The 19,496-nt window shown below is 62.4% G+C and carries 18 protein-coding genes; 8 read left to right on the top strand and 10 right to left on the bottom strand.

Annotated elements, in window-relative coordinates:
- Window positions 1–173: 173 nt before the first annotated feature.
- From LB557_RS14640 to LB557_RS14610, 7 genes are all read left to right on the top strand, one after another.
- On the top strand, window positions 174–1,445 hold the full coding sequence (locus tag LB557_RS14640) for an ABC transporter substrate-binding protein (protein ID WP_140790002.1): 1,272 nt from the start codon (window positions 174–176) through the stop codon (window positions 1,443–1,445).
- A gap of 118 nt (window positions 1,446–1,563) precedes the next feature.
- The gene (locus LB557_RS14635) at window positions 1,564–2,430 is read left to right on the top strand and encodes a carbohydrate ABC transporter permease (RefSeq protein ID WP_141905991.1); all 867 of its coding nucleotides are present in this window, start codon (window positions 1,564–1,566) and stop codon (window positions 2,428–2,430) included.
- Entirely contained in the window at window positions 2,427–3,239 is an 813-nt protein-coding gene (locus LB557_RS14630) for a carbohydrate ABC transporter permease (protein WP_224641940.1), read from the top strand. The genes LB557_RS14635 and LB557_RS14630 overlap by 4 nt, the downstream gene beginning before the upstream one ends.
- A gap of 15 nt (window positions 3,240–3,254) precedes the next feature.
- Entirely contained in the window at window positions 3,255–4,301 is a 1,047-nt protein-coding gene (locus LB557_RS14625; RefSeq protein WP_224641942.1) for an NAD(P)-dependent alcohol dehydrogenase, read from the top strand.
- A gap of 2 nt (window positions 4,302–4,303) precedes the next feature.
- A complete protein-coding gene (locus tag LB557_RS14620) occupies window positions 4,304–5,389 on the top strand; it encodes an ABC transporter ATP-binding protein (RefSeq protein ID WP_224641945.1) in 1,086 nt (361 codons plus the stop codon).
- 153 nt (window positions 5,390–5,542) lie between these two features.
- Window positions 5,543–6,325 (top strand): helix-turn-helix domain-containing protein, encoded by a 783-nt coding sequence (locus LB557_RS14615; protein WP_224641947.1) that lies wholly within the window; start codon window positions 5,543–5,545, stop codon window positions 6,323–6,325.
- Window positions 6,300–7,838, top strand: coding sequence for a GNAT family N-acetyltransferase (locus LB557_RS14610; RefSeq protein WP_224641949.1), 1,539 nt, complete (start codon window positions 6,300–6,302; stop codon window positions 7,836–7,838). Before LB557_RS14615 ends, LB557_RS14610 begins: the two co-directional genes overlap by 26 nt.
- 74 nt (window positions 7,839–7,912) lie before the next feature.
- Here LB557_RS14610 and LB557_RS14605 read toward each other — a convergent pair whose 3' ends face one another.
- The 9 genes from LB557_RS14605 to gcvA all read right to left on the bottom strand — a co-directional run bounded on the left by LB557_RS14605 (window position 7,913) and on the right by gcvA (window position 17,988).
- Window positions 7,913–9,499, bottom strand: coding sequence for an FGGY-family carbohydrate kinase (locus LB557_RS14605; RefSeq protein ID WP_224641950.1), 1,587 nt, complete (start codon window positions 9,497–9,499; stop codon window positions 7,913–7,915).
- Window positions 9,496–10,179, bottom strand: coding sequence for an HAD family hydrolase (locus LB557_RS14600; protein ID WP_015314485.1), 684 nt, complete (start codon window positions 10,177–10,179; stop codon window positions 9,496–9,498). The genes LB557_RS14605 and LB557_RS14600 overlap by 4 nt, the downstream gene beginning before the upstream one ends.
- A 15-nt stretch (window positions 10,180–10,194) precedes the next feature.
- Window positions 10,195–11,673 carry a mannitol dehydrogenase family protein gene (locus LB557_RS14595; protein WP_224641952.1) on the bottom strand — a complete coding sequence of 493 codons (1,479 nt, stop codon included), beginning with the start codon at window positions 11,671–11,673 and terminating at the stop codon, window positions 10,195–10,197.
- 164 nt (window positions 11,674–11,837) lie between these two features.
- Window positions 11,838–12,608 (bottom strand): L-iditol 2-dehydrogenase, encoded by a 771-nt coding sequence (locus LB557_RS14590; RefSeq protein ID WP_140615306.1) that lies wholly within the window; start codon window positions 12,606–12,608, stop codon window positions 11,838–11,840.
- A gap of 38 nt (window positions 12,609–12,646) precedes the next feature.
- Complete coding sequence (locus LB557_RS14585) at window positions 12,647–13,651, bottom strand: ABC transporter ATP-binding protein (protein WP_015314488.1); 1,005 nt, start codon at window positions 13,649–13,651, stop codon at window positions 12,647–12,649.
- A 50-nt stretch (window positions 13,652–13,701) separates the two neighbouring features.
- On the bottom strand, window positions 13,702–14,526 hold the full coding sequence (locus LB557_RS14580) for a carbohydrate ABC transporter permease (RefSeq protein ID WP_015314489.1): 825 nt from the start codon (window positions 14,524–14,526) through the stop codon (window positions 13,702–13,704).
- An 11-nt stretch (window positions 14,527–14,537) separates the two neighbouring features.
- The gene (locus LB557_RS14575; protein WP_015314490.1) at window positions 14,538–15,410 is read right to left on the bottom strand and encodes a carbohydrate ABC transporter permease; all 873 of its coding nucleotides are present in this window, start codon (window positions 15,408–15,410) and stop codon (window positions 14,538–14,540) included.
- 124 nt (window positions 15,411–15,534) lie between these two features.
- Window positions 15,535–16,845, bottom strand: coding sequence for an ABC transporter substrate-binding protein (locus LB557_RS14570; protein ID WP_015314491.1), 1,311 nt, complete (start codon window positions 16,843–16,845; stop codon window positions 15,535–15,537).
- Between the two features lie 237 nt (window positions 16,846–17,082).
- Window positions 17,083–17,988: a transcriptional regulator GcvA gene (gene gcvA, locus LB557_RS14565; protein ID WP_224643471.1), complete on the bottom strand. Its 906-nt coding sequence runs from the start codon at window positions 17,986–17,988 to the stop codon at window positions 17,083–17,085.
- A 110-nt stretch (window positions 17,989–18,098) separates the two neighbouring features.
- On the opposite strand from gcvA, the gene LB557_RS14560 reads away from it, so the two are divergent.
- Window positions 18,099–18,284, top strand: coding sequence for a hypothetical protein (locus tag LB557_RS14560; protein ID WP_015314493.1), 186 nt, complete (start codon window positions 18,099–18,101; stop codon window positions 18,282–18,284).
- Between the two features lie 25 nt (window positions 18,285–18,309).
- On the opposite strand, the gene LB557_RS14555 is transcribed toward LB557_RS14560, so the two are convergent.
- Window positions 18,310–19,269, bottom strand: coding sequence for a sugar-binding transcriptional regulator (locus tag LB557_RS14555; RefSeq protein WP_140615310.1), 960 nt, complete (start codon window positions 19,267–19,269; stop codon window positions 18,310–18,312).
- Window positions 19,270–19,496 lie beyond the last annotated feature (227 nt).

The raw sequence follows: 19,496 nt of genomic DNA, 5'->3' as shown, positions 1-19,496 counted from the left end.
TTTTGCGCTGCACAATGCATAAAAGTACAGGTCGGCTGCAACGGGGCTTCTAGCTTGGCCCATCGCAACTGCGCATTTTGGCGACGGGTGGCATGTCGTCCGGGCGATGGTGAGGATCGCGCAACCCGATGACCTGCGTTTCCTGCTACGTATTCCTGGAGGAGAAAAAGATCATGAAACCAGTTCGGCTCGCTGCCAGCCTTGGCGCAGCTTTCGTGCTTTCCGCTACCGTTTCAACCCTAGCCCTGGCGCAGGCGCCGGTCTGCTCGGCACCGGTCAAGGTGCTGGCGCAGCCACGCGACGGCCTGACGCTTCTGGAGGACTCAAAGGCCGAGTTCGAGAAGCTCTCCGGCGCGAGCTTCAAGATCGATTATCTCAACGAGAACGATCGCCGCGCCAAGTCGCGCGCGGACGCGTCCACAGTCGGCAACTACAACGTCTACTATGTCGATGAAGCAAATGTGGCGCTTTTCGCCTCGTCGAAGTGGATCGTGCCGCTGACCGATTTTTATCCGGCTGACTACGACTATGCCGACTTCGACCCAGGCCGCCAGAAGGTCGCCACCTATGACGGCAAGGTCTGGTTCGCGCCGCTAACCGGCGGCGGCGACCTGATGGTCTACCGCAAGGACGTGCTGGAGGCCGCCGGCATCCAGCCGCCCAAGACGCTGGACGAGCTGATCGCCGACGTGCCGAAGCTGACCAATGCCGACAAGGGCATGTATGGCATCGCGTTGCGCGGCGCACGCGGCTCGGGCGCCAATGTCTGGCGCTGGATGCCGTTCTTCAAGGCCTATGGCGGCAAGTGGTTCGACGGCGACAAGCCAGCCTTCAATTCCGAGGCCGCGGTCAAGGCGACCGAGACCTATCTGAAGCTGTTCAAGGATTCGGCACCCGGCACGCAGACCGGCAGCTGGGACGAGTCGACCGGCGCCTTCCTGTCGGGCCAGGTCGCGATCCTGGTCGAATCGACGCCGCTTTCGGGCATGGCGGTCGATCCGAAAACCTCGCAAGTGGTCGGCAAGATCGGCTTCCTGCCGCCGCCCTCGCCACTTCCCGGTGGCGGTTACGGCCATGGCCTCGCCATCGCGGCGAAGGCCAATGCCGACGACGCTTCGAAGACATGCGCCGGCCTGTTCATCGCCTGGGCAACGTCGAAGGAAAACGAGAAGCGCCGGCTCGACGCCCACCAGTTCGGTGAGCTGAACCGCACCAGCATCCTGTCCAGCAAGGAGTTCGCCGATATCTACGGCGCCGATCTCGGCCAGGCGCTTGCCGAAACAGGCAAGGTGACGGCGGTAAACTTCTGGCAGGATCCACGCTGGCCGGATCTCGGCGACCGCTGGGGCATCATCCTCGAGGAATTGATCGCCGGCACGCGCACCGACGTCAAGGGCAGCCTCAACGAGCTCGAGGCCTATGCCAATGAGCTGGTGAAGAAGTAGGTCCCTCCCTCTTGCGGCGCGCGGTTCGCGGCAGTCTCGGGACCGCCGGAACCTGTGCGTCGCAGGAGGGCCTGCCCGTCATGTCCAGATATCAGAGACACAGCAAGGCCTGAGACCAATGCCTCGACGTTCATCCCTGCCGGTCACCTTTGTCGTGCCGACGCTGGTCATTCTGCTGATCCTGTCGATGGTGCCGACGCTCTACGCGATCATCATCGCCCTGCAGAACCGCGAGCTGAGCTCGACGGCCTATTCCTGGGTCTGGTTCTCGAACTTCTTTGATCTATTCTCCGACCGCCGCTTCCTCAACGCCGTCTGGGTGTCGGTGAAGTGGGAGGTGGTCACCGTCGTGGCAACGATGGTGGTGGCGATCGGGCTCGGCGTGCTGATGTTCGAGGCCGCCTCGCCGCGCCTGCGCAATCTCTACTGCCTGCTGTTCATCATCCCGGTGCTGCTGCCGCGCGTCTCGGCGGCCTTCGTCTGGAAGTTCGCCTATCATCCACTCTACGGCATCGCCACCTACCCCTACCGGCTGCTCACCGGCGGGCTGATCTTTGATCCGCTGTCCAAGCCTTCGACGGCGCTGTTCGCCGTCGCCTCGGTCGATGTCTGGCAGTGGGGCCTGTTCTTCGCCGTCATCGTGCTCAAGCTGCTGGAGACGTTGCCGCCGCAGCCGATCGAGGCGGCCCGACTCGACCACGCCCGGCGCTGGCAGATCCACGCCTACGTCACCTTGCCGATGCTGAAGGCGCCGCTGATCAGCCTGATGTTCGTCAAGATGATCGAGTCGCTGCGCTCCTTCGACCTGATCTATGTGATGACCCGCGGCGGCCCCGGCGTGGCAACCGAAACGCTCGACATGTACGCCTTCTCGCAAGGCTTCATCGAGTCCGGCAAGGTCTCCTACGCCTCGGCGATGGCCGTGCTGATGATGATCGCCACCGTCATCACCTTCACCATGCTGTGGAAGCGGGTGCAGGCATGAGGCCCGGCCGCATCATCGCCAAGGCCGTCCTGGCCTTCGCCGGATTTCTGGCCGTGTTCCCGCTGCTGTGGACGGCGCTCAATTCGCTGAAGAACAGCGTCGACATCATCACCCGCGTTCCGCGCCTCGTGTTCACGCCGACGCTTGCCAACATCAGCTACATCCTTGGCCGCGACAGCGTCATCACCGGCCTCTACAATTCGGTCATCGCCTGCGGCTCGGCCGTGCTGATCGGCATCGTGCTTGGCCTGCCCGCGGCCTACGCGGTGGCGCGCTATCCCAACCGCTGGGCCGGCGACATCCAGTTCTTCGTGCTGTCGCTGCGCTTCCTGCCGCCGGTGGCGGTGGCGATCCCGCTGATGGTGATCTGGCTGCAGCTCGGCCTCTACGACACCTTGCCGGCTTTGATCGTCACCTACTCCCTGCTGACCATCTCTGTGATCATGTGGCTGGCCATTCCAGCCTTCCAGGCCGTGCCGAAGGAAGTCGAGGAAGCCGCCTTTGTTGACGGGTACGGCGCTTACGCGGTGTTCTGGCGGATCGCGCTGCCCGTGGCTGCCCGTTCGCTGATCGGCGCGATTGCCTTCAGCTTCGTGCTGGTCTGGAACGAGTTCCTGATCGCGCTGATGCTGTCGAGTTCCAATGCCAAGACCTTGCCGATCGTCGCCTCCGAACTCTCCCAGCAAGGCATGAATGTGCCGTGGGGGATTTTGAACGCCTCGGTCGTGCTCCTGTCGCTGCCGCCGCTGCTTTTCCTCGGCGTGCTCAGCGGTTTCCTGAATTCCGTTTTCCGGCAAAAAAAGACTTGAAGTGAGGACGACCCGATGCGGGCTTTGGTACTTGAAAAAAAAGGCGAACTGTCGCTGCGCGAGATCGCGTTGCCGCTCGATGTCGGACCCGACGACGTCAGGATCGCCATCCACACGGTCGGCGTCTGCGGCAGCGACGTGCACTATTACACCCATGGCGCCATCGGCAGCTATGTCGTGCGGGCGCCGATGGTGCTCGGCCACGAGGCCGCCGGCACAATCGTCGAGGTCGGCGCTAATGTCAGGAGTTTGAAAGTCGGCGACCGCGTCTGCATGGAGCCCGGCGTGCCGAACCTGTTGTCGCGCGCGACAAAACTCGGCATCTACAATGTCGACCCGGACGTCACTTTCTGGGCGACCCCGCCGGTGCATGGCATCCTTGCTCCCTATGCCGTGCACCCGGCGGCTTTCACCTACAGGCTGCCCGACAATGTCTCCTTCGCCGAGGGCGCCATGGTCGAGCCCTTCGCCATCGGCATGCAGGCGGCGAGCCGTGCCCGCATCGTTCCAGGCGATGTCGCCGTCGTCGTCGGCTGCGGCCCCATCGGCATCATGATCGCGCTTGCCGCCCTTGCCGGCGGCTGTTCGAAAGTGCTGATTTCCGACTTTTCCGCGCCCAAGCTGAAGATCGCAGCGCAATATGCCGGCATCGTGCCGGTCAATATCGGCGAACAGTCGCTGGTCGACGCCGTCGCGGCCGCGACCGACAATTGGGGCGCCGACATCGTCTTCGAGGCGAGCGGGAGCCCCAAGGCCTTCGCCGACCTGTTCGATGTCGTGCGGCCAGGTGGCGCGGTGGTGCTGGTCGGGCTGCCGGTGGAGCCGGTGGCCCTCAACGTACCGGCGGCGATCTCGAAGGAAGTGCGCATCGAGACGGTGTTCCGCTATGCCAACATTTTCGACCGCGCCCTGCAGCTCATCGCCTCCGGCAAGGTCGACCTCAAGCCGCTGATCACCGGCACCTATGATTTCGCCGACAGCATCAAGGCGTTCGAACGGGCCGCCGAAGGCAACCCGCAGGACGTGAAGCTGCAGATCCTGCTTACAGGCGAAAAGGGCTGACCATGTCCGCGATCGTTTGCTCCCATGTCGACAAGGCCTATGGCGCCACCACGGTCATCCGCGATCTCAACCTCAGCGTCGAAGAGCACGAATTCGTCGTGTTCCTAGGCCCGTCCGGCTGCGGCAAGTCGACCTTGCTCAGGATGCTGGCGGGTCTGGAGGACATCAGCGGCGGCGAGGTCTCGATCGGCGGCAAGGTGGTCAACGACCTCGATCCGGGGGATCGCGGCATCGCCATGGTGTTCCAGAACTACGCGCTCTATCCGCACATGACGATCTTCGACAACATCGCCTTCGGGCTGCGGCGCCAGAAGGTGCCGGCGGCCGAGATCCGCAAGCGGGTCGAAGCGGTGTCGGGGACGCTGGGGCTCGACCCCTATCTCGGCCGCAAACCGGCCGAACTTTCCGGCGGCCAGCAGCAGCGCGTGGCGATCGCCCGGGCCATGATCAAGACGCCCAAGGTGTTCCTGTTCGACGAGCCGTTGTCCAATCTCGACGCCAAATTGCGCAACCATATGCGCGTCGAGATCGCGCGGCTGCACCAGTCGTTGAAGACCACCACCGTCTATGTCACCCATGACCAGCTGGAGGCGATGACGCTCGCCGACCGAATCGTGCTGCTCAAGGACGGCGTCATCGAGCAGATCGGCTCGCCGGCGGAAATCTACCGGCGGCCGGGCAATATTTTCGTGGCCGGCTTCATCGGCACGCCGAACATGAATTTTGTCGATGTGACGGTCGCCCGAGCCGGCAACGGCTGGACGCTGACCGGCGCCGGAACGGTGCTTTCGATGGACGGGGCGGGTTTTCATGTCCAGCCGGGCGATCGCGCCGTGCTGGGCATCCGCCCGCCGGACCTGAAGACGGCCGGCGCCGGCGCCGCCGGCATATTGCAAGGCACCGCCGATCTCATCGAATTCCATGGCAATGACGCGCTGGTGACCTTCGGCTCCGGCGGCAAGGAGATCAGCGCACTGGTTCCGGCACGCGAATGCCCGGTGCTGCATGCGCCCGTCCGCTATACGTTCGAGGAGGAAGCGATCCACCTGTTCGACGCAGAGACCGGCAAATCGTTGCTGAAACGATAGGGGCTTATCGCTGCTTCCGAGGAAGTTTTTGGCCCAAATTTCACCGGCCGCCTCTGTCAGCAGACCTAAACGTTCCAGGAATCACGGTAGCAATCTCAGGTATTCCTTGTATGGAATACTGGGCGGATTTCACCACGAATCACAGGTAGCAAAATGGGCAAACTGGCGGGAAGAGTTATCAGGGCGTCAGATGGTGCCAAGTCACGCGGCGATAGCGTCGATCTGCGCCGCCTTAGACTCCTTTCCGGCCTAACCCAGGAGGAGATGGCTGGCCGGCTGAACGTTCAACAAGCCGCCGTCTCGAAAATGGAAAAGGGCGGCGAGGTCTATCTGTCCACAGTTAAGCGGTATGTTGAGGCTCTAGGCGCTTCACTCCGTGTAGATGCGGTCTTTCCGTCAGATACGCCTGTTGCACTCCACCTGCTGGACGCTTTTGACGCTGAATGCGGCCATGATGATCAATTAGTTTTGCCACTTCTTGATGATGAACCGTTTCGGCCGCAGCGCGATGTTGTTTTGTCGATTAGACCGCAGTATTCAGAGAAAATAATAGAAGGCCGCAAAACTGTCGAATTGCGTCGCCGTTTCCCTCTATCTGCTCCGGGAGGCACGATAGCTTATATCTATGCAACTTCCCCCATACGCGCCATGGTTGGCATGACTGAAATCAAGAGTGTTCTAAAACTGCCCGTCAATCAAATTTGGACTGATTTTGAGGAGGCTGCTTCGATTGGACGTGAAGAGTTCCGCAAATATTTTGAAGGCCTTGACTTCGGTTGCGTCCTTCTTTTTGACGACATACGCGCGTTTTCGCGCCCCGTACCTTTGGCCGAACTTCGTCAGAGATTTGGCTTTGAGCCGCCGCAGTCATTTTTGTATGCAAGCCGCGACTTGCGAAAGGCCCTAAAAGATGAGCCAGCAATCGTATCTAATTGATACGAACATACTGATAGGGCTTGAAGACTACCGCACTGTCGAAGCGGCCTACGCCAAATTCTCCAGCCTTGCTGCTGCCCACAAGGTTGATGTCTATGTTCACGAGGCGGCTCGCGATGACATCGCAAGGGACAAAGACGCCAACCGGCGCAGAATCTCGCTTAGCAAGATCGCCAAGTACCGGGTTTTAGATAAAAGGCGCGGACTTACCGAGACGGAACTTGAAGCTGCGTTTGGACCGCTTAAAAAGCCAAACGACGTTGTCGATGCAACCTTGCTGCACGCGTTGTATGTCGGGGTCATCGATTTTCTCGTCTCTCAGGACAGGGGGCTGCACGAGAGGGCACAAAGACATTCCCCTGATCTAGCGCGACGAGTTCTATTTGTCGGAGACGCCGCAGACCTTCTGACCCAGACCTATGAGCCAAAGAAGGTTCCAATTCGCCATGTGGCAGAGGTCGATGCTCATACTATCGATCACGCGGATACGTTCTTTGATAGTCTCCGTGATGGTTATCTTGAGTTTGATGATTGGTGGCAGGATAAATGTGTCAGGCAGCGCCGCCGCTGCTGGGTCGTTTATGATGATGATGAACTGGCCGGATTGATTGTCCGCAAGGACGAGGACGGGCTAGATACCGACGCAGTTACCAAAGCCGGAAAAATTCTTAAGATCTGCACCTTCAAGGTGTCGCCAGAAAAGCGAGGTGTGAAACTCGGAGAACTCCTGCTTAAGCAGGTCCTCTGGCACGCCCAGATCAACAGCTATGAGCTTGCGTATCTCACAACCTATGACGACCAGGCAGCACTCAGAAGCTTGCTTGAGTTTTACGGTTTTCGCAACGCGGGCACTAAAGGCAATGGGGAATTGATCTACGAGCGTGGCTTTTCGTCAGCCAAGCTGCTTCCTGATGGCACTGCTTCCGTCTTTGACGTTTCCCGAAAGGCATATCCGCGCTTCCTCGTTACCGATCAAGTCAAAGGGTTCGGCATACCTATCAAGGAAAACTATCACGACATCCTATATCCAGACCTTTGGAATCCCAGCCAACCTGATCTCTTCTCGGGGGCTTCTCGCGCGGAGAGACCAACAAGGCCGGGAAATACTATTCGAAAAGTCTATCTGTGCCGCGCCCCCTCAAATCTCGGTGAGGCCGGGTCGGTGCTATTTTTCTACAAGAGTGCGTCAAAGGATCCGCCATCCCAAGCCATGACAGCCATCGGGGTGCTGGAGAGCGTAGAATCGGCTAAATCAACACGCGATCTGATGCAGCTAACGGGCGGTCGATCAGTTTACAGCGAACAAGAACTGGCCGCTTGGGACGCAACACCAGAGAACCCGGTGAAGGTGATCAATTACCTGCTCGTCGCGTATATCGATCCGCCGATTAATGTCCGCGAGTTACGCTCAATCGGGGTGATTAAGCGGAACCCGCAGCAATCGATCTATTCGCTGACGAGCGATCTGCTGCAGCGGTTGCTCAGCCGAGCGAATCTCGGTTTTCAGACGTAGAAGGTTGGCGGCGATAGAACAGTGCATTCTTTTCGCGAATGGAATGAACTGGTGAGAGCCGGACGCTGTCTGATTTACCCAATCGCGTCGAGCACCTGCCGCTGCCGGTGCATTTCCAGGAAAATGCGGTAGTCGCGATCGAAGCGGGCGCCAGCCGCCGGGTTGGCGGCGCGTGTCTTGCCGCCCTGCTGCATGGCAAGGCAGGCGGCGTTGAGGTCGGGGAACAGCCCGGCGGCGGTCGCCGCCACCATGCCGGTGCCGAGCAGCACCGCCTCGTCGGCCAGCGGCTCGACCACCGTACAGCCGGTGGCGTCGGCATAGAGCTCCATCAAGAGCGGGTTCTTGGTGTGGCCGCCGGTGACATGCAGCGTGTCGATCAGGTAGCCATTCTCGTTCAGCGCCTCCAGCACATGGCGCACGCCGAGCGCGATGCCGACGGCGGTGCGCCAGTAGAGCTTGCACAGGCTATCGAACGACGAATCCAGCGTCAAACCGCTGACGACGCCGACGGCGTGCGGGTCGGCCAGCGGCGAGCGGTTGCCGTGGAAATCCGGCAGCACATGCAGCCGCGCGGCAAGGTTCTCGCCCTCGGCGGCGCGCAGTTCGGCGACGCGCCCGGCAATCCTGGCATGCATGGCCGCGTTCGGCTCGCCGCCGGCGCCGTGCCAGCGGATGATGTGGTCGAGCAGCGCCCCGGTCGCCGACTGGCCGCCTTCCGATAGCCACAGCTTCGGCAGCGCGGCGCCGTAGTAAGGGCCCCAGACGCCGGCGAAAGGCTGCGGGTCGGGCGACATCGCCATGACGCAGGAGGACGTGCCGGCGATCAGCGCCAGATGGCGGCCGATATTCTGGTCGTCGCCGGCAAAACCGCCGAGCACGCCAAGCGCCCCGGCATAGGCATCGATGGCGCCTGCGCCGACGCGGCAGTTTTCGGTCAAGCCTAGTTCCGCCGCTGCCTGCGCCGTCAACGGACCGATATCGGCGCCAACCGGGCTTGCCTTTTCGGGCAGATTGCCATGGTCAAAAAGATCGTCGAGGCCGACGAGTTCGAAGAAATCGCGCTGCCATGCGCTGTCCTGGTGCGCCAGATAAGTCCATTTCGCTGTCAGCGTGCATTGCGAGCGGGCCAGCGAGCCCGTTGCCTGCCAGGTCAGGAAATCGGCCAGGTCGAACAGGTAGCCGGCTTCATTCCATGTCTTCGGTAGATTACGCTTCAGCCACATCAGCTTCGGCGTCGCCATCTCGGGCGACATGACGCCGCCGATATAATTCAGCACCTCGTGGCCGCTCGCCGTGCATTCGTCGGCTTCGGCGATGGCGCGGTGATCGAGCCAGACAATGGTGTCCCAGCGCTTGTCGCCGGTGGTCGACACACTGAGCTGGCCGCCTTGCCTGTCCCGCACGACCAGAGAACAGGTGGCATCGAAGGAGATGCCGGCGATATCCCCGGCGGCGACGCCGGCCTTTTCCCGCGCGGCACGCACGGCGGTGCAGACGGCGGACCAGATATCGCGCGAATCGTGCTCGGCATGATCCGGCTTCGGCTGGTTCATGGCGATCGGCCGCTCGGCACGGCCGAGCAAGGTGCCACTGGCGTCGAGAATGCCCGCGCGAGCGCTCCCGGTGCCGACATCTACCGCGCAGACAAACTGTTTCGTCAAGATGCTCTAACTCTCGCTCCCAGGCCTGCAATCAGATCGGGCAATTGCAGCATGTCAGCGAATATAAAGTCCGGTTCGGTCGACGCAAGCCGCGCTTTCAATGCCGGATTGCCAGCGTGCGCGCCACCGGTAAAGGCAAGGACGCGCATGCCTGCCGCGCGTGCGGCGGCGACACCGGCCGGGCTGTCCTCGATGACGAGACACCTGCGCGGATGGGCTCGCATGGTGGCGGCGGCGTGGAGGAAAAGGTCGGGCGCCGGCTTTCCCTTGGCAACCATGGCCGCGCTGAACAGATGCGGCTCCATCAGCGTCAGCAGACCGGTGACGTCGAGCGCGTACCGGATGCGTTCCAGCGTGCCGGAAGAGGCAACGCAGTACGGCAGGCCGAGCTTCGGCAGCATCTCCTTGACGCCGGGGATCGGCATCAGCTCCTCGCGAAACTTTCGCATGAGGTCGACGCGCATGGCGGTGAGATGCTGGTCGGTGATCTCCAGGCCGAAGTCGCGGCTGAGGATCTCGCGCACGCTTTTCATGCTCTTGCCGAGGAAATGCTCGTAGGCAGCGTCCTCGCCGAGACTGCCGCCGGCGAGTTCGATCATGCCGAGCAGCGCCGAGACGGAGAGCGCCTCGCTATCGACCAGCACGCCGTCGCAGTCGAAGATGACCAGTTCAGGCGTCATGATGCCGGCTGGCTCTCAGAGCTTGCCGGCGAGGTAGCGCGTCAGCGTGGCGCGCGTGCCATTGGCCCAGAGCACGTTGAGCGCGTGGGCGAAGGCCTCGACGAAGGCGGCGGCGCGGCCGACGTCGCCATAGATATCGTCCATCGCAAGCCACGCGGCGGGCGCGTCCTTTGCCGCCTTTGCCGTTGCCTTCAGCCGGGCCCAGCTCGGGTCGTTGGGCTCGATGACGGCGCCGCTGTCCGTCGTGCCGAAGCAGTAGCGGCACCAAAGGGCCGATTCCAGCGCCAGTCCGGCAACGCCTTTGCCGGCCTTCAGCCGGTCGGCGATGGTCGGGATGATGAATTTCGGCTGGCGATTGGACCCGTCGAGGCAGAGCCGGCGCACCGTGTCGCCGATCTTGGGATTGGAGAAGCGCTTCTCGATGAGCTGGTAATAGTCTTCCAGCACCGTGTCCGGCACCGGCGGCACCGTCGGGATGATCTCGTCGTGCTCGAGCTTGTCGAGGAACCCGCGCACCAGCGGCTCCTGCATCGCCTCATGGACGAAGTGGATGTCCATCAGCCCAGCCGGATAGGCTATCGTGGCATGGCCACCATTGAGGATGCGGATCTTCATCAGCTCATAAGGGGCGACGTCCTTAACGAACTGCACGCCGACCTTTTCCAGCGGCGGGCGGCCATCGGTGAAATGGTCTTCCAGCACCCATTGCCGGAACGGCTCGCAGAACACCGGCCAGTTGTCCTCGATGCCAAAATCGTCGGCGAGGATCTTGCGCTCGCGGTCGCTGGTGGCCGGCGTGATGCGGTCGACCATGGCGTTCGGGAAGGCGACCGTCTCGCTGACCCAGCTCGCCAGATCCTCGTCGATCAGGCGGGCAAGGCCGATAACACCATCCGACGTGACATGGCCGTTGTGGGGAATGTTGTCGCAGGACATCACGGTGAACGGCACGATACCATCCTGGCGGCGTCGCACCAGCCCGGCCAGGATAATGCCGAACACGGTTTTCGGTGTGGCGCCCGGCTGCGCGTCGGCGACGATGTCGGGATGGGTCGGGTTGAAGACGCCGGAGGCCGGGTCGATGAAATAGCCGCCTTCGGTGATGGTCAGCGAAACGATCCTGATCGCCGGATCGGCCAGCCGATCGATGATGGCGGCGGCATCTCCCGGCATCAGGAAATCGATCATCGCGCCGGTGACGCGGGCGCTCATATGGCCCTCGTCCTGCTCGACCACTGTGGTCAGCCAATCCTGCTCTTCAAGCTTGCCGCGGCCGATCTTCTCGCCGTCGAACACGCCGGCGCCGACCAGCGCCCAATCATGACCGACGCCCTGACCGAACAGGTCGTCGAGATAGACGGCCTGGTGCGAGCGGTGAAAATTGCCGACACCGAAATGCACGATGCCGGCTTTCAGCGCCGAGCGGTCATAGTTCGGACCTGCGACCTTGGGCGGAAGCCTGACGAGGCTCGAGGAAGAAAGTTTCACGGTCATCTGCTTTACCCTTTGGCCGATTTGCAGCCCGACTGTTTCGCCTCCTTCGGGAGGGCGAGGATGAGGGGCCGCACCTGGTGTTCCAGCATGCGGCCCCTCACCCGCCCCCGCGGCGCCTTCTCCGGAGGAAAGAAAGAGGCGCCGTCCCCCTCAAATCGTTCTTTTCAACTCATCCATTGGCCGCCATCGACATTGTAGGTCTGGGCGACGATGTATTCGGCCTCGTCACTGGCGAGGAACACGGCCATGCCGGCGAGGTCTTCCGGCTTGCCCATGCGGCCGTAAGGCACGCCTTCGCCGACCAGCCGCTTTTTTTCGCCCTTCGGCCGGTTCTCGTATTTGGCGAACAGGGCATCGACCTCGTCCCACATGTCGCTGTCGACGACGCCGGGCGCGATGCCGTTGACGTTGATGCGGTGCCTGATCAGATCGAGCCCGGCCGACTGGGTCAGCGAGATAACCGCGGCCTTGGTGGCGCAATAGACCGCGACCAGCGGCTCGCCGCGACGCCCGGCCTGGCTTGCCATGTTGATGATCCTGCCGCCCTTGCCCCGCGCGATCATCGACCGGGCGGCTGCCTGCAGCATGAACAGCGTGCCCGCGACATTGACGGAGAAAAGCTTTTCATAGCTCGCCCGAGATATCTCCACGATCGGGGCCAGGTCGAACAAAGCTGCGTTGTTGATCAGGATGTCGAGACCGCCCGCCTTGTCCTCCACCGCCTTCACCGCCGCATCGATGGATGCCTGGTCGGTGACGTCGAGTTTCACGGCATAGGCGTTGTCGCCGATCGCGGCGGCCGTCTTCTGCGCTGCTTCAAGGTTGATATCGGCGATCGCGACAGTGGCGCCCTCGCGCACATAGGCTTCGGCGAAAGCCCTGCCGATGCCTCGCGCCGATCCCGTGACCAGCGCCGATTTGCCTTGCAGCCTCACTGTCCCATCCTCACCGGCCCATCCTCACTGGCCCACCCTCACTGGGCCATCGCCTTGCCGTCAGCGCCGAAGCGATGCAGCTTGGCTTTGTCAGGGGTGAGATAGATGGTGTCGCCATGGCGGACCGCCAGTTCGCCGTCGGCGCGCACCGTCAGCGGCCCGACGCCGTCGGCTTGAACGTGCAGGAACGTGTCGGAGCCCAGATGCTCGGCCACGCCGACCGTCGCCTTCCAGTCGCCCGCCGTGGTCGATATCTGCATATGTTCGGGCCGGATGCCGATGGTCTTGGCGGTGTATTTGCCAGCCGGCGCGCCTTCGATCAGGTTCATCTTGGGCGAGCCAATGAAGCCGGCGACGAACAGGTTCTTCGGCGTCTTGTAGAGTTCCATCGGCGAGCCAACCTGCTCGATATTGCCGGCGTTGAGCACGACGATCTTGTCAGCCATGGTCATCGCCTCGACCTGATCGTGGGTGACGTAGATCATCGTGGTTTTCAGCTGGTGGTGCAGTTCGCTGATCTCCAGCCGCATGGTGCCGCGCAGTGCCGCGTCGAGGTTGGACAGCGGTTCGTCGAACAGGAAGGCCGAGGGCTGGCGCACAATGGCGCGGCCGATGGCGACGCGCTGGCGCTGGCCGCCGGAGAGCTGGCCGGGGCGGCGTTCGAGGTAATTGGTGAGGTTGAGCACGCGCGCCGCGTCCTTCACCTTCCTGTCGATGGTCGCCTGGTCCTCGCCCGCCATCTTCAGCGGGAAGGCGATGTTCTTGGCCACCGTCATATGCGGGTAGAGCGCATAGGACTGGAACACCATGGCAAGCTTGCGCTTGGCCGGCGCCTCGCCGGTGACGTCGCGGCCATCGATGTTGATGGTGCCGCCGCTGGTGTCCTCAAGACCGGCGATCAGCCTGAGCAGCGTGGACTTGCCGCAACCCGACGGGCCGACGAAGACGACGAACTCGCCGTTTTCGATCACCAGGTCGAGGCCGGGGATGATGGACGTCGAACCAAAGGACTTGGAGACGTTCTTGAGCGTGATGTTTCCCATGGTTTCCTCCCCGAGGGCTGTTTTTCGCCGATTGCTTCAGGCAATTTCCGTCACTTCACCGCGCCAAATGTCAGGCCGCGCACCAGCTGCTTCTGGCTGAACCAGCCCATGATCAGGATCGGCGCGATGGCCAGGGTCGAGGCGGCCGAAAGCTTGGCCCAGAACAGGCCTTGCGGGCTGGAGAAGGAGCTGATGAAGGCGGTGAGCGGTGCGGCTTCCGTGGTGGTCAGCCGGATCGTCCAGAACGCCTCGTTCCAGGCCAGGATGATGTTGAGCAGCATGGTCGAGGCGATGCCCGGCACCGCCATCGGCGTCAGCACGTACCAGATTTCACCCCACAAGGATGCGCCGTCCATACGCGAGGCTTCCAGGATTTCGCCCGGGATTTCGCGGAAGTAGGTGTAGAGCATCCACACCACGATCGGCAGGTTGATCAGCATCAGCATGATCATCAGGCCGATGCGCGAGTCGAGCAGGCCGAGATTGCGGAAGATCAGGTAGATCGGGAACAGCACGGCGACCGCCGGCATCATCTTGGTGGACAGCATCCACATCAATATGTCCTTGGTCCGCTTGGTCGGCGAAAACGCCATCGACCATGCCGCCGGAATGGCGACCAACAGCGCCAGGATGGTCGAGCCGACAGAAAGCAGCACCGAGTTCAGGAAGAACTTGAAGTAACCGCTCTGCGCCTGGACCTCGGCATAGCTCTCGAAAGTCCCGGACGGGATCAGGTTGAAGCCCTGGATTGCCTCCTGTTCCGACTTGAACGAGGTGATGATCGTATAGAGGATCGGAAAGAAGATCAGCAGCGCGACGGTCCAGGCGGCAATTGTCGCGATTGTCTTGTGCTGGGTGGTGACTGAGCGTGCCATCGTATCCTCCCTTACTTGTCCAGGTTCTTGCCGACCGCGCGCATGGCGAAGAAGGCGACGATGTTGGCGAGAATGACGGCGATCACACCGCCCGCGGATGCCTGGCCGATTTTGAATTCCAGCAACGCCTTCTGGTAGACGAGGAAGGGCAGGTTGGTGGAGGCGTAACCAGGGCCGCCATTGGTGGTGACCAGGATCTCGGCATAGACCGAGAGCAGGAAGATCGTCTGGATCAGGATGACGACGGTAATCGCCCGCGACATGTGCGGCAGCGTCAGATAGATGAAGCGGCTGATGAAGCCGGCCCCGTCCATCTCGGCGGCTTCCTTTTGCTCGCCGTCGAGCGACTGCAGCGCGGTCAAGAGGATCAATGTCGCGAAAGGCAGCCACTGCCAGGCGACGATGATGATGATCGCCGTCATTGGATGCTGGCCGAACCAGTCGATCGGCTGTGCCCCGAAGAAGCGCGCTATGTCGGCGAAAACGCCATATTGCGGGTGCATGATCATGTTCTTCCAAACCAATGCGGCCACCGGCGGCATGACGAAGAACGGCGAGATGACGAGGATGCGCACGATCCCTTGTCCCCACATCGGCTGATCGATGAGCAGCGCCAGCAGGATGCCGCCGATCACCGTGATCAGCAGCACACTGACCACCAGGACAAGCGTGTTGAGGATCGACTGCAGGAAGGCCGGATTGGAATAGAACAGCGCGTAATTGGATAAGCCGACGAACCCGTCGCGCATCGGATTGAGCGGATTATACTGCTGGAAGGAGAACCAGATCGTGATGACCAGCGGCACGATCATCCAGACGAACAGCAGCACCACGGAAGGCGCCATCATGAATCGGGCAAGCGAACGGGTCTGCTGAGTAGCCATGACGGTCACCCTTCAAGGATCAGGCTGAATTTTCACAGGCTCTGGAAAGGCGGCCGCCCGAACTGGGTTTCGGGCGGCCGGTGCCGGTCGAGGAGGTGACCGGCGTTCGGCACCGGGAGGAGCCTTACTTGATGTAGCCGCCCTCGGTCATCGCCGCGGTGGAGGCGTCCTGGGCCTGCTTCAGCGCATCGTCGACGCTCGACTGGCCGGCAAGAGCCGCCGAGAAGAGCTGGCCGACGGTGGTGCCAAGGCCCTGGAATTCAGGGATGGCGACAAACTGCACGCCGACATAAGGCACCGGCTTGACGGTCGGATGCGTCGGGTCGGCGGCATTGATGGAGTCCAGCGTCATCTTGGCGAACGGAGCCGCCTTCTGGTACTCGGGATTGGCGTAGAGCGAGGAACGCGTGCCCGGAGGCACGTTTGCCCAGCCTTCCTTCGACGCGACGAGCTCGGCATAGTGCTTGCTGGTCGCCCAGGACACGAACTTCTCGGCGGCGTCGGCCTTCTGCGTGCCGGCCGGGATCGCCAGCGACCACGCCCACAGCCAGTTGCCGCGCTTGCCTAGGCCATTGTCGGGCGCCAGGGCATAGCCGACCTTGTCGGCGACGGTGGAGTTCTTCGGGTCGGAGACGAAGGAGGCGGCGACAGTGGCGTCGATCCACATGCCGCACTTGCCCTGCTGGAAGAGCGCCAGGTTCTCGTTGAAGCCGTTGGACGAGGCGCCCTCGGGACCGTCGGCCTTCATCAGGTCGACATAGAACTGCAGCGTCTTCTTCCATTCCGGCTGGTCGAACTGCGGCTTCCAGTTCTCGTCGAACCAGCGGGCACCGAAGGAGTTCGACATGGCGGTCAGGAAAGCCATGTTCTCGCCCCAGCCGGCCTTGCCGCGCAGGCAGACGCCGTTCACGCCATTGGCGCGGTCGGTCATCTTGTCGGCCGCCTGCTTGATGAAATCCCAGGTCGGGGCGTCGGGCATTTTCAGCCCAGCCTTTTCCATCAGGTCCTTGCGGTACATGACGAAGGAGCTCTCGCCGTAGAAGGGCGCGGCATAGAGCTTGCCATCGACCGAAAGGCCGCCGGCGATGGCCGGGATGATGTCCTTGGCGTCATAGTCGTCGCCGAGCTTGTCGAGCGGCAGGAGCCAGCTCTGCTTGGCCCAGATCGGAACCTCGTAGGTGCCGATGGTCATCACGTCATATTGGCCACCCTTGGTGGCGATGTCGGTGGTGACGCGCTCGCGCAGCACGTTCTCTTCGAGCGTGACCCAGTTGAGCTGGATGTCGGGGTTAGCCTTGGTGAAGTCGTCGGTCAGCTTCTGCATGCGGACCATATCGCCATTGTTGACGGTGGCGATGGTGATGGATTCGGCGTGTGCGGCGAACGCAAGCGTGCTGGCCGACAACAAGCCCAGGGTGAGCGTGCGAAGTTTCATCAAATTCCTCCCATAAACCAAGTTGAGCATTTGCCTTGGTTGTGAGCAATTACTCACTTAGTCTTAATTATGTCAAGCCGGATTCGATGCTGCAGCGCAGCACACGGCCGGCAAATGGGGCGGAGGTTCGGCGACAGGGCTCGGATTGCCGCCGTCTGGAGTCCAGGCGGCGGGGCCAAAGCCCTCTCGAACGGGATGTCGTTTGTTGCCCCGGTCCGACGTCAGCTTATGTGCCGGTCAGCAGGCGATCTCGGCCAGCAGCCAGTCGCGGAAGGCGCGGATCTTGGGCACGTTGCGGCGCGTCTCGGGGTAGACCAGCCAGTAGGCGTGCCCGTCGTCGCCGACCAGGTCGAATGGCTGGATCAGCCGGCCGTCGGCGAGTTCGGCCTTGAACAGCGCCCGGGTCAGGATCGCCACGCCATGGCCCGATATGGCCGCGTTGGCTTCATAGGCCTGCGCGCCCATGCTGCTGCCGGGCCGCCTGGCAAGGTCGTGGCTGTGCACGCCGGCGGCCTCGAACCATTGCGTCCACCAGATATCGCTGGGATCGAGGATCGGCAGCTTGAGCAGGTCGGCCGGTTCGTTGATGCCGCCGATGCTCGCAGCGAGCTTCGGGCTCAGCATGGGCGTGAAATCGGCATCGAGCAGCTTGTGGGCTTCCAGCCCCGGCCATTTGCCGCCGCCAGAACGAATGGCGAGGTCGACATCCTCGCGGGCGAAATCCGTCAGCCGGCTCGACGTGTCGAGCCGCACGGCAAGCGAGGGATGCGCGATCTGGAATGCGCCCAGATGGTGCGCCAGCCAGTTCGAGGCAAAAGTCAGCACCGTGGTGACGCACAACAACCCGTCCGCCCCGCCGCGCGCGGCGGCATAGGCCTGGCTAAGAATGGCAAAGGCCTCGCTGACCGCCGGCGCCAGGCGCTGGCCGGCTTCGGTCAGTTCGATCTGCCGCGGCCGGCGCAGGAACAGCGGAGCGCCGACGCGCTCCTCCAGCACCTTGATTTGATAGCTGACCGCCGCCTGCGTCATGGCGAGTTCGCCAGCGGCCTTGGTGAAGGAAAGATGCCGCGCCACCACCTCGAACACCCGGATCGCCTGCAACGGCGGCAGCTGCGAAACCTGTGGCGCGCTGAGGTCAGGCATAAAGCCTCCTTATGGGTCGTTATCGACGTTCGATTGGCAAAAGCGGCCGGCAAGGCCGACATTCATCCTCAACCCGTCATTCGGGTTCAGGATAACGAAGGTTGACGATCATGACCATGGCGCAGCAAAAATGCACTCCCGCCCCCGATCATCGCTGGATTTCGTGGCTTGCGGACGGATTCGGCTGGTTCGCGACCCGAAAAAGGGCGCATCTCGACGTCAGGGACCTGTCACCGCATCTGCAGCGCGACCTCGGTTTCCTCGATGGCAACGACCCTTTCGGCCGGCACCAATAGCCTTGCTGGCTTTATCGCGAAGCCGTCAGATACTGGCCAGCAGGGCGGCCGCCGTCCGCTCGTCGGTGATGAGCCCGTTGACCAGCCGTCGGTTGACCGCCGCCAGGATGCCGGGCAGCTTGCGCTCGCCCATGGCGAGCGCGATCACCAGCGACTTCTCGCGCGACGGGAGCGCCGCCGACGACACCCGGTCATTGGTGATGCCGTCGATCATGCGGCCCTCGCGATCGAACACCCAGCCAACGATTTCAGCGACGCCGCCGGCCTTCTGCAAGGCTTTCAGTTCGCTTTCGGAAATGAAGCCATCCTCGTAGAGCGGCGCCTTCGGGCCGAGGTCGCCGATACCGATGAAGGTGACGTCGGCCTCCGCCGCAAGCACCAGTGTCGGCTGGATCATCGGCTGGTTGAGCAGCATCTCGCGCTCCTGCGGCGAAGAGGCGATGACCGGCAGCGGCATCGGGAAGGACCGCGCCTTGACCCTGTCGGCCATGGTGAAGATGACGTTGTAGAAAGCGGCCGAGCCATCTGGCGAGATGTTGCCGGTCAAGGACACCACCTTGTGCTGCGGGCATTCCATCGGTGGTAATTGTTCGATCGCCGCCTTCAGCGTCCGTCCGGTGCCGATGCCCATGACGATCGGCGTCGGCGACCGCAGCCGCCGCTCGATCTCGGCGGCCGCCGCTTCGGCGATGCCGATGGTGGTGGAGGATGAATTGGGGTCGCTCGGCACCACCTCGACCAGGTCGAGCGCGAAGCGCGATTTCAGCCGTGCCGCGAGATCAAGGCAGTTGGCGATCGGATGATCGACGCGGACCTTGATCAGGCCTTCCGACACCGCCAGCGACACCAGACGCTGCGCCGTCTGCCTCGATATGCCGAGCGTAGCGGCGATCTGGTCCTGTGTGTTGCCGGCAACATAATAGAGCCAGCCGGCGCGCGCCGCGTCGTCCAGCCTGTTGCTGCCGCCATCCTGCCGGGTATTCACGTCCTGCCTCCCGAAACCGCCGATCATCAGGCGGTCGTATCAGTTTCGCAGGGAATGACGGCCTGCGCAATTGTCAATCGCAAGAGCAAATGCCTGCGCCGAAGCAGCGGTGATTTCTCCGCAAACATCCTATCGGAGAAAGCGTCGCGGGTCCGTTTCCCCATCTGAAGGCATGTTCAATGGCCGCCAAAGGTTTATCTCGCGGCGCAAACCCTTTAAGGGATCGA

Source organism: Mesorhizobium sp. BR115XR7A, from assembly GCF_020165315.1.
GTDB lineage: Bacteria > Pseudomonadota > Alphaproteobacteria > Rhizobiales > Rhizobiaceae > Mesorhizobium > Mesorhizobium australicum.
This window is presented reverse-complemented; position numbering and strand designations above follow the sequence as displayed.